9 protein-coding genes and 1 riboswitch are annotated in these 10,032 nt (G+C 69.9%); of the genes, 2 read left to right on the plus strand and 7 right to left on the minus strand.

Features of this window, described 5'->3' with window-relative positions; genetic code table 11:
* Positions 1-81: 81 nt before the first annotated feature.
* From QH290_RS30435 to QH290_RS30450, 4 genes are all read right to left on the minus strand, one after another.
* Positions 82-909, minus strand: coding sequence for a carbohydrate ABC transporter permease (locus QH290_RS30435; RefSeq protein WP_280263486.1), 828 nt, complete (start codon positions 907-909; stop codon positions 82-84).
* Between the two features lie 32 nt (positions 910-941).
* Positions 942-1,856, minus strand: coding sequence for a carbohydrate ABC transporter permease (locus tag QH290_RS30440; protein ID WP_280263473.1), 915 nt, complete (start codon positions 1,854-1,856; stop codon positions 942-944).
* Complete coding sequence (locus QH290_RS30445; RefSeq protein WP_280386631.1) at positions 1,853-3,178, minus strand: ABC transporter substrate-binding protein; 1,326 nt, start codon at positions 3,176-3,178, stop codon at positions 1,853-1,855. Before QH290_RS30445 ends, QH290_RS30440 begins: the two co-directional genes overlap by 4 nt.
* A 100-nt stretch (positions 3,179-3,278) precedes the next feature.
* Positions 3,279-3,764, minus strand: a complete 486-nt coding sequence (locus QH290_RS30450; RefSeq protein WP_280263469.1) for a winged helix-turn-helix transcriptional regulator — start codon at positions 3,762-3,764, stop codon at positions 3,279-3,281.
* 90 nt (positions 3,765-3,854) lie between these two features.
* Between QH290_RS30450 and QH290_RS30455 the strand changes: the two genes are divergently transcribed.
* Together QH290_RS30455 and QH290_RS30460 are read left to right on the plus strand one after the other, a co-directional pair.
* Complete coding sequence (locus QH290_RS30455) at positions 3,855-4,595, plus strand: DUF899 domain-containing protein (protein WP_280386633.1); 741 nt, start codon at positions 3,855-3,857, stop codon at positions 4,593-4,595.
* A 15-nt stretch (positions 4,596-4,610) separates the two neighbouring features.
* Positions 4,611-4,777, plus strand: a riboswitch (FMN riboswitch).
* A 74-nt stretch (positions 4,778-4,851) separates the two neighbouring features.
* On the plus strand, positions 4,852-5,298 hold the full coding sequence (locus QH290_RS30460; RefSeq protein WP_280386636.1) for a 6,7-dimethyl-8-ribityllumazine synthase: 447 nt from the start codon (positions 4,852-4,854) through the stop codon (positions 5,296-5,298).
* Positions 5,299-5,394: 96 nt separating this feature from the next.
* Here the strand turns inward: QH290_RS30460 and pheT are convergent, their stop codons facing one another.
* From pheT to QH290_RS30475, 3 genes are all read right to left on the minus strand, one after another.
* Positions 5,395-7,896 carry a phenylalanine--tRNA ligase subunit beta gene (pheT, locus tag QH290_RS30465; protein ID WP_280386638.1) on the minus strand — a complete coding sequence of 834 codons (2,502 nt, stop codon included), beginning with the start codon at positions 7,894-7,896 and terminating at the stop codon, positions 5,395-5,397.
* A gap of 34 nt (positions 7,897-7,930) precedes the next feature.
* Complete coding sequence (gene pheS / locus QH290_RS30470; RefSeq protein WP_280386640.1) at positions 7,931-8,992, minus strand: phenylalanine--tRNA ligase subunit alpha; 1,062 nt, start codon at positions 8,990-8,992, stop codon at positions 7,931-7,933.
* A 139-nt stretch (positions 8,993-9,131) separates the two neighbouring features.
* Positions 9,132-10,032, minus strand: a 901-nt coding sequence (locus tag QH290_RS30475; protein WP_280386642.1) for a TIGR03564 family F420-dependent LLM class oxidoreductase, incomplete at its 5' end; no start/stop codon positions are given.

Consider the following 10,032-nt stretch of genomic DNA (forward strand, 5'->3'; position numbering starts at 1 on the left):
GGGGCCGCCCACCTCTCTCCGCCTGCGGCGGGGCGCGGGCCCCGGCCGGCGCGGCGCGCGCCCGCGCCCCCCCCCCCGACGTCACCGCCCCGCGAGTCCCGATGTGGCGATCCCTCGCACGAAGGCCTTGTTGGCGACGGCGTAGACGATCAGCATGGGCGCGAGCATGAGCAGTGAGGCGGCCATGAACACCGGCCAGTGCGCGGTGTACTGGCCCTGCATCCACACCAGGCCCAGGTTGAGCGTGGCAATGCTGTTGCGCTGCAACATGATCAGCGGCCACAGGAAGTCGTTCCACACGGTCACCCAGGTCAGCACGGCCAGGACCATGACCGCGGGTTTGGCGTGCGGCAGCAGCACGCGCCAATACGTCTGCCAGATGCTGCAGCCGTCGAGGATCGCCGCCTCCTCCAATTCCGCTGGGAGCGTGAGGAAGAACTGCCGCATCAGGTAGGTCCCGAACGCGCTGCCGAACAACCCCGGCACGATCATCGCCAGCGGGCTGTCCACCCAGCCGAACGTGCGCATCAGGATGAACTGCGGGACCACGGTGACGACCAGAGGCACCATGAGCGTGCCCAGATACGCGAGGAAGACGACATCGCGCCCTCTGAACGGCAAGCGCGCGAAGGCATATCCGGCCAGCGAGCAGAAGAACACCTGCCCCGCGGTCACGCATCCGGCGTAGAACACGGTGTTGAGAAACATCCGCCCGAACGGCACGTACTCGAAGACCAGGCGGTAGTTCGACCACTGCGGATCCGACGGCACCAGCGCCGTACTCGACACCTCGCCTTGGCTTTTCAGCGATCCGGACAGCGCCCACAGCACCGGCAGCAGGGCACACCACCCCATCGCCACCAGCACCGCGTACACCAGCAGCCCGCGCCCCGTGCGCTTGGCGATGATCCGCCTCGCCCGGGAGTCGGCCTCGGCCACGCTCACACCTCCTCGCTCTGGTCACGGCTCAGCCGCAACTGCAGATAGGTGAGCACCAGCAGGATCGCGAAGACCACCCACGCCAGCGCGCAGGCGTATCCGAGATCGTTGAAGGCGAAGGCGTTCTGGAACATCATGATGCCGAAGACGTAGGTCCCCGATTCCGGCCCGCCGCCACCACCGGTGAGCACGTACGCCTGATCGAATGCCTGGAACGCGTTGATCACCGAGATGACGAAGACGAAACCGAGGGCGGGCCGGATCATCGGCACCGTGACCGAGCGGAACCGCTGCCACCCGCCCGCCCCGTCGATGCGGGCCGCGTCGTGCAATTCCTCCGGCACGCCCTGCATGGCGGCCAGCAGCACCGCGGCGGCGAACGGCACGCTCTTCCAGACGCTCACCAGGCACAGCGACACCATCGCCCAGCCCGGCTCGATGAGCCAGTGCACGGGCCCGAGCCCGAACCACCGCAGGACGGTGTTGAACAGCCCGCCGTCGGTGTTGAACATGAAGCCCCAGATGATGGTCATGGCCGCGGTGGAGGCCACCAGCGGCATGAACATGATGCTGCGAAAGATCCCTATTCCCTTGACCTTCGCATTCAACGCCGCCGCCACGGCCAGGCTGACCACCAGGGTGGCACCCACCGTCACCGTGGTGAAGAACAGGGTGTTGCGTAATGCCGTGTAGAACAGCGGATCCCCGGCGAACAGCCGCCGATAGTTGGACATCCCGACGAATTCGGGCGGGCTGAACATATTCCAATGGTGGAAGCTGAGATACAGCGAGAACGCCAGCGGAAACAGCAGGAACACCAGCACCGCAAGCAGATTCGGCGTGATGAACGCGCGCCCCGCGGCGGCCTTGCGGCGGGTCAGCGCCGATCGTTCCCGGTGCTGCTCGACGGCGGTCATACGCGGCCCCGCAGCACCCTGTTGAGCTCGTCGACGGGTTCGTCCTTGAACCAGGATGCCGGAGCCCCACCGCGCAGCACCCGGTCGGAGGCGCGGCGGAAGGCGTCGTCGAGCCGCGGCCACAGCGGGGTCACCGGGAAGTGATACGAATGATCGGGGCCGCCGGTGAGCACCTCCAGGTTGCGAATCCTGCTGTGCGCCTTGGTGAATTCGGGCGATTGCAGAGCGGACCGCAGCGCCGGGACGAACAGGCCGGATTCGGCGACCGCCCGCTGCCCCTCGGGCCCGGTGGCGAATTTCACGAACTCCCAGGCCGATTCCTTCTTGCGGCTGTCCGCCGCGATCGCCAGGCCGGTGGTGCCGATATCGGATCTCGCGCCGCCGCCGTGCGGTCCGACCGGCAGCACGGTGATATCGAAGTCCAGGTCGGAGGCGTCGAGCAGACCGTTGAACTGCCAGTGCCCGGTCAGCACCATCCCGGCCCTGCCCTGCGTGAACAGGTCCAGGGCAGCCACCGACGCCGACTGCGATTGCAGATCCGCCGAGAGCGGCGCGACGCGATGCCGCACCGACAGATCGGCGTAGAACTGGAATCCCTCGATGAACCGGTCGTCATCGATATTGGCCCGCACCGGGTCCACGGGCGGGTCGAAGGCCTCCACACCGCTGTTGTTCATGCCGAAGAACGCCGCCGACCATCGCGGCACCGGCCAGGCGTCGACGAACCCCCATTGCGTGGCACGCCCGCTGGCGTCCCGCTTGGTCAAAGTCTCGGCGGCGTCCAGGAATTCGGCGAACGACCAGGCGTCCTCCCAGCGGCTCGGCGGCGGTTTCAGCCCGGCCTCGTCGAACAGTTTGCGGTTGTAGTACAGGAAGATTCCCGCCCACTGCTCGGGGAGCACGTACTGGCCGTCGCGGAATCGGAACGTCTCCAGCAGGCTGGGCACGGCGTCGGCGCGCAGGCGCGCGGCGTACTGCGGATCCTGGTCCAGGAAGACGTTCAAATCCTGCAGCACACCGAGTTCGGCGAAGCGGGAGTACGACTCCCACTGCATGAGCACGTCCGGGCATTTCCCGCCCGCGCAGTAGGTGACGATCTGCTGCTGCGGATCCGGGCCCGCCATCTGCACCTGAATCTCGATGTCCGGCCGCACCTTCGCGAACTCCTCGATGAGCCGCAACCGCACCTTCGCCTCGCTGGGCGAGGCCTGGAAGAAGAACGTCAGCGCATCGGAATCGTCCGAGCACCCCGCCAGACCCGGCACCGCGGCCGCCGCACCCGCCACCGCGGCACCCCGCAGCAGCGACCGCCGGCTCAGCATCCGACCCTCCCGAAACCGCGCCCTTCGAAACACGTTGAGACGAAACGTCAATCACGGTAGCCGAAGGTGTGCGCGCGCACGCCGGATTCGGCGAAGCGGCCTAGGCCCGATGCTGCGGCAGGCGGCTCTGCTGCTCGTTCGCTCCCGGGCCCGCGACCGCGGTCACCTCCGACATGTCCGGCGAGTGCCCGCACCGGTCGCACCGGGTGGTGACGTGCACCAGCCCGCCGCAGTCCCGGTGTTCGAACAGGATCGGCGCGCCGTTCGGCGCCGCCCAGCGGTCGCCCCATTCGGTCAGCGCGATGATGATCAGCCCGAGTTCGCGACCCTTGGGCGTCAGCACGTACTCGCGGCCCGCCGAGCCGTCCGCGGGCGACCGCAGCTCCATCAGCCCGTCGGCGACGAATCCCTCGAGACGCTTGGCGAGGATGTTCGGCGCGATGCCCAGGCGCCGCTCGAATTCGGAGAAGCGCGTCCTGTCGGTGAACACGGCCGTGCGGATGATCAGCAGGCTCCAGCGCTCGCCCACCAGCTCGAGAGCGCGCGCCGCGGAGCAGTTCTCCCGTTCGTACATCCGACCCAGCACAGATCAATAGTAGACACAGACCGCTTGCGTGATGCAAGTCGCCAGCCTACCCTACTTGCATCACGCAAGCAGAATCCCGAGGAGATCGTCATGGCACTTCCGCAGGTCGCTTCCTACGACGAATGGCTCACCGCCAGAAAGGATTTGCTGCGGCGCGAGAAGGAACTCGCCCGCGCCCGCGACACCCTCAACGCCGACCGGCGGCGGCTGCCGATGGTCCGGATCGAGAAGGACTACCGTTTCACCGGCCCCGAGGGTGAGGTCCGCCTGCGTGAGCTGTTCGGCGACCACCGGCAGCTCATCGTCCAGCACCTCATGTTCGACCCGTCCTGGGAGGGCCCGTGCGGTAGTTGCACGGCCATGGCCGACGGGCTGAGCGAGGGCGCCCGCACCCACCTCCGCAGGCGCGACACGGCATTCGCCGCCGTCTCCCGCGCGCCGTACCCGAAGCTGGCGGCGGTGCGCGCGGACAAGAGCTGGACGTTCCCCTGGTATTCCTCGCACGGCACCGACTTCAACTACGATTTCCACGTCACGCTCGACCCCGCCGTGCAGCCCGCGTACTACAACTACCGCGACGCCGACGAACTTGCCGCCGCGGGCATGGACTGGATGATCGACTTCGTCGGCGAGCAGCCCGGCATCAGCACCTTCCTCCGCGACGGCGACGAGGTGTTCCACACCTACTCGACCTACCACCGCGGCGTCGAGGTGATGATGCCCGCCTACTGGCTGCTCGACCTCACCCCGCTGGGCAGGCAGGAGGAATGGGAGGAGCCGAAGGGCCGCGCCCCCGTGCTGCACCCGGCGGACCCGATCCTCGCGAGCTGATAGAGTCCGCTCCGTACACGTTCTCAGGGCGGGGTGGAATTCCCCACCGGCGGTAATGGCATCCGGGCCGATCCGGGTGCACGAGCCCGCGAGCGCCACGGTGTCCTCGGACTCCGTGGGTCGAGCAGATCCCGGTGCGATCCCGGAGCCGACGGTCACAGTCCGGATGAAAGAGAACGCGGCATCGGAGCGTCCGCCCGCGGACGGTCCTGTTCGCGTCGTCATGCCCTGGGTGACATAGCGAACAGGAGAGATCATGTCACCCGTCTCGAACCGCATCGCCCTCGTCGCCGCGCGCTGGCACGCCGATATCGTCGACCGGGCGGTGGCGTCCTGCCGAACCGGGCTCGCCGCACGGGGATTCACCGATGTCGAGGTGGTCGAGGTCCCCGGCGCCTTCGAAATCCCTTTGCGCATCAAACGATTGGCGTCCACCGGCCGATACGCCGCCCTCGCCGGCTGCGCCCTGGTGGTCGACGGCGGCATCTACCGCCACGATTTCGTCGCGGGCACCGTGGTGGACGCGCTGATGCGCGTCCAGCTGGACACCGACGTCCCGGTCTTCTCGGCCGTCCTCACCCCCCACCACTTCCACGAACACGCCGACCACCACACCTACTTCACCCACCACTTCGAAACCAAGGGCACAGAACTGGCCACCGCCATCGCCGCAACCCTGAACTCGACCGCAGTCGCCGCCTGACACGCCTGCAGTTCACGCACCCTCTACACGTTCCCGCACCCCTTGCAAGGCCCTGCAAGGGGTGCGGGAACACGCAAGTGGTGCGGGAAGTGGGGGTCAGGCGCGGAGGACGGCGCCTACGGCGGTGGAGGCGGCGGCGACCGCTGCGTCGCGGGCCGCGCTGGCCTCGTCCTCGGTGAGGGTGCGGTCGGTGGCGCGGAAGCGCAGGGCGTAGGTGAGGGATTTGCGGCCCTCGCCCGCTTGGGCGCCCTCGTACACGTCGAACAGGGAGATGTCCTCGAGCAGGTCGCCCGCGCCGGTGCGCAGGGCCGACTCCACCGACGCCGCCGGAACCGTCTGCGCGACACTCACCGACACGTCCTGCAGCACCGCCGGGAACGCGGAAACCACCGGGGCGGGCCGGGTTTCGCGCAGCGGCAGCGCATCCAGATCGAGTTCGAGGGCGCAGGTGCGCGGCGGCAGGTCCGCGCGCTCGAGCACCGCCGGATGCAGTTCACCCGCATGCCCGACCACCGTGCCGTCGACGACCAGCTCGGCGCAGCGGCCCGGATGGAAGGGCTGGTACGCCGCGGCCCGGCGCTCGAGGGTCACTCCGGCCGCGGCGGCCACGGCATCGGCGAGCGCGAACGCGTCGGCGGCCTCGGCCGCCCGGCCCGGACCCCACGGTCCGCGCGGATCGCGACGCCCGGTCAGCACCGCCGCCACCCGGACCGGCTGGTCCGGCAGCGACTCCACCAGGGTCGCGATCTCCTCGTCGCTGGGACGCCGGTCCACCGGAAGTGGTTGCACGGCACGGGTTTCGCCGGTCGGCAGCACCACCTGCGCGATGCTGTAGATCGCCAGATCGCGCTCGCCGCGGGAGATATTGCGGGCGGCGACCTCCAGCAGACCCGGCAGCAGCGTGGTCACCAGCTCGGCCCGCTCCACGTCGAGCGGGTTGAGCACGCGCAAAGTGCTGCGGCGCGGGTCGTCGGCGTCGAGCCCCCACGCGTCGAATACGCCCTCCTGCAAGAACATCGGCGCGGGCACCTCGACCGCGCCCGCGAACGCGAGCGCCCGGCTCACCGCGCGGCGGCGCCGCTGGGTGGCGGTGAACCCGCGCCCGGCGGGGGCCGTCGGCAGCACGGACGGAATCTTCTCCAGCCCCTCCAGCCGCAGCACCTCCTCCACCAGATCGGCGGGCTGCACCAGGTCGGGCCGCCAGCTGGGCGGGGTGACGACGAGCTGACCGTGCCCGGACTCGCTGACGTCGACCTCGACCGCGCAGCCGACCTGCGACAGCCGCCGCGCCGAGGTTCCGGTCGGGTAGATGACGCCCGCCGTGCGGTCGGCCAGATCGAGATCCATCCGGATCGGCTCCGGCTCGGGCACCGGCACCCGCACGTCGGTCAACTCGGATTCGACTGTGCCACCGGCGATCTCGACCAGCAGCGTCGCCGCCCGGTCCAGCGCGGCGACGTTCAGCTCCGGATCGACGATGCGCTCGAACCGCCGCGACGCCTCGGACGCCAGCTTGTGCCGCCGCGCGGTGCGCGCGATCGCGACCGGGTTCCAGGTCGCGGCCTCCAGCAGGATATCGGTGGACTCGCCGCTCACCTCCGTGGTCGCGCCGCCCATGATCCCGGCGAGGGAGATGACACCCGAGTCGTCGGCGATCACCACATCCTCACCGTCGAGCACGCGCTCGGCGTCGTCGAGGGTGCGCAGCGTCTCCCCCTTGTGCGCGCGCCGAACCACCAAGCCGCCGTTGAGCTTTGCGGCGTCGAAGGCGTGCAGCGGCTGGCCCAGCTCGAGCATCACGTAGTTGGTGACGTCGACGGCGGGCGAGATCGGCCGCACCCCCGACAGCAGCAGCCGCCGCTGCAGCCACCACGGGCTCACCGCCCGCGGATCGATGCCGGTCACCCGCCGCACGGCGAACCGCGTGCACAGCGACTCGGGCTCGAGCCGCACCGGCCACGCCTGCTCGTCGGCATCCGGCAGCGACCGCACCGCGGGGTCGGCGTATTCGAGGTCGAAGCCGCAGGCCAGCTCGCGGGCCAGCCCGCGCACCGAGAACGCGTAGCCGCGGTCCGGGGTGATGGCAAGCTCGACCACGGTGTCGTCGAGTCCGAGCAGTTCGTTGGCGTCGGCACCCGGCTCGGCGGTCCCCGGCTCGAGCACCAGAATGCCCGAATGATCCTTGCCGATGCCGAGTTCGGCGACCGAGCAGATCATGCCGTTGGACACGTGCCCGTAGGTCTTGCGCGAGGTGATCGTGAACCCGCCGGGCAGCACGCCACCGGGCAGCACCACCACGACCAGATCACCGACCGCGAAATTCGTTGCGCCGCAGATGATCTCCTGCAGCTCGGGCTTGCCGATATCGACCTTGCAGAACCGGATCGGCTTCTTGAACTCGGTCAGCTCGGTGATCTCGGCGACCCGGCCCACGACCAGGGGATGCTCGGGTTCGCCGCCGATCCGCTCGAGCCGGTCGATCTCCTCGACCTCGAGCCCGACCCGGACGAACCCCGCGTCGAGTTCCTCCGGCGTCACCGACCACTCGGGGGTGGTGCGCTGCAGGATTTCCGTCAGCCAGGACTGCGCTACTCGCACTTGACGTTTCGCTCCTCGTTGAGTGGGCCGGTAATCAGGCTTGGACGCCGAACGGCAGCGTGAACCGCACGTCGCCCTCGACCATGTCGCGCATATCGGGAATCCCGTTGCGGAACTGCAGCGTCCGCTCCATGCCCATGCCGAAGGCGAACCCGCTGTACACCTCGGGGTCGATACCGCTGGCGATGAGCACCCTCGGATTCACCATGCCGCAGCCGCCCCACTCGACCCAGCCGGCGCCGCCCTTCTTGTCCGGGAACCAGACGTCGACCTCAGCGGAGGGCTCGGTGAACGGAAAGAAGCTGGGGCGCATGCGGGTTCGGGTATCCGGGCCGAACAGCGCCCGCGCGAAGGCGTCCAGCGTGCCGCGCAGATGCGCCATCGTCAGGCCCTTGTCCACGGCCAGCCCCTCGACCTGGGAGAACACCGGGGTGTGGGTGGCGTCGAGTTCGTCGGTGCGGAAGGTGCGGCCGGGACACACCACATAGATCGGCAGCTCCCGCTCCAGCATGGACCGCACCTGCACGGGCGAGGTGTGCGTGCGCAGCACCTGCCGCGACCCCTCCGGCGCGACGTGGAAGGTGTCCTGCATGGTGCGCGCCGGATGGTCGGGCAGGAAGTTCAGCGCGTCGAAGTTGAAGTGCTCGGTCTCGACGTCGGGCCCCTCGGCGACCTCCCAGCCCATGCCGACGAACACCTCGGCGATGCGCTCGGACAGCACGGTGATGGGATGCCGGGCGCCCACCGGACGGCGCACCGCGGGCAGCGTCACGTCGATGGCCTCGGCGACCAGCACTGCCGCGTCGCGCTCGGCGAGCAGTTCGGCGCGGCGCGCCTCGTAGGCCTCCGACACCCGCGAGCGGGCCACGTTGACGCGCTTACCGGCCTCGGCCTTCTCCTGCTTGGGCAGGCCGCCCACGGCCCGCTGCGCCAGGGCGACCGGCGACTTGCCGCCCATGTGTTCGGTCTTGGCGGCCGCGAGCGCATCCAGGTCGGCCGCCGCCGCAAACGCCTTCTCCGCTGCTGCTGCGGCGGCGGACAGCGATTCCTCGCTCAGTGCCGCGGTCTGCTCGGCTCGTGCGTTGTCGTCGGCCACGATGCTTCGTCTCTCCCCAGGCTGGTACGGCTGTCGGCGGTTGTGCCACCCACATTGTTGCTGGTCGAATCGTACGCAATGCATCCAGCCCATCCCACGCGGATTTCCGGAGGCAGCCGGGCCGCACGCCGTCGCCGCCTCAACCGGCGAGGGTGCCGAGCAGTTCTGCCGTGCGGGCCTGCTCGGCCGGAGTACCGAGGGGCATCGCCACCAGCTCCGTCGCTCCGGCGTCGAATACGCGCCGGATCCGGCGTTCGACCGCGGCCGCGTCGCCGAGGATCGCGGTCTGCTCCGGACCGCTGGCGCCTTCGTGGTCCAGCGCGCGGCGGTAGCTGGCGATCCGTCCCGCCGCACCGTACCGCTCGCCGAGGGTGCGGCGGGTACCTTCCTCATCGTCGGTGACGCCGACGAACAGGCACACCACCACCTCGGGCCGGGGCCTGCCCGCGGCCGCCCGCGTGAGCACCGGAACGATGTGGCGGTCCAGGGCAGCGGGTCCGATCCAGGTGGTGATCGTGCCGTCGCTCAGCTCCCCCGCGACGCGCAGCATCGCGGGCCCCAGCGCACCGACCAGCACGGACGGCGGCGAGATGGCCGCGACGTCGATCTGCCCCACGGCGGTCACCTGCTCGCCGTGGAACGACACCGCCTCCCCGCGCAGCAACGGCGTCAAGACGTTCAGGTACTCGCGCAGATGGCTCGCGGGCCGCTCGAACGAGTAGCCCAGCTGCCCCTCGACGATGTGCGGATGACTCACGCCGATGCCGAGCGTCAGCCGGGAACCGTTGGCGGACTGGGCCGTCAGGGCCTGGCTCGCCAGCATCAGCGGATGGCGCGGGTAGGTCGGGACGACGGCGGTGCCCACCTCGACCTGCGGCACCTCCCGGCCGATGACCCCCGCCGCCGGGGTGCGGTCCCCGCCGGTCGACAGCACGAACGGCCAGCCCGCACGCCGGGCGGGCCCGCGCGCGCGCGGGGGGGCGGCGCGGTCGGCCCCCCCCGCGCCGAATAGCCCCGCCACACCCGGGGGCAGCAGCCCC

It is taken from the genome of Nocardia wallacei (assembly GCF_029869545.1).
Classification (GTDB): domain Bacteria; phylum Actinomycetota; class Actinomycetes; order Mycobacteriales; family Mycobacteriaceae; genus Nocardia; species Nocardia wallacei_A.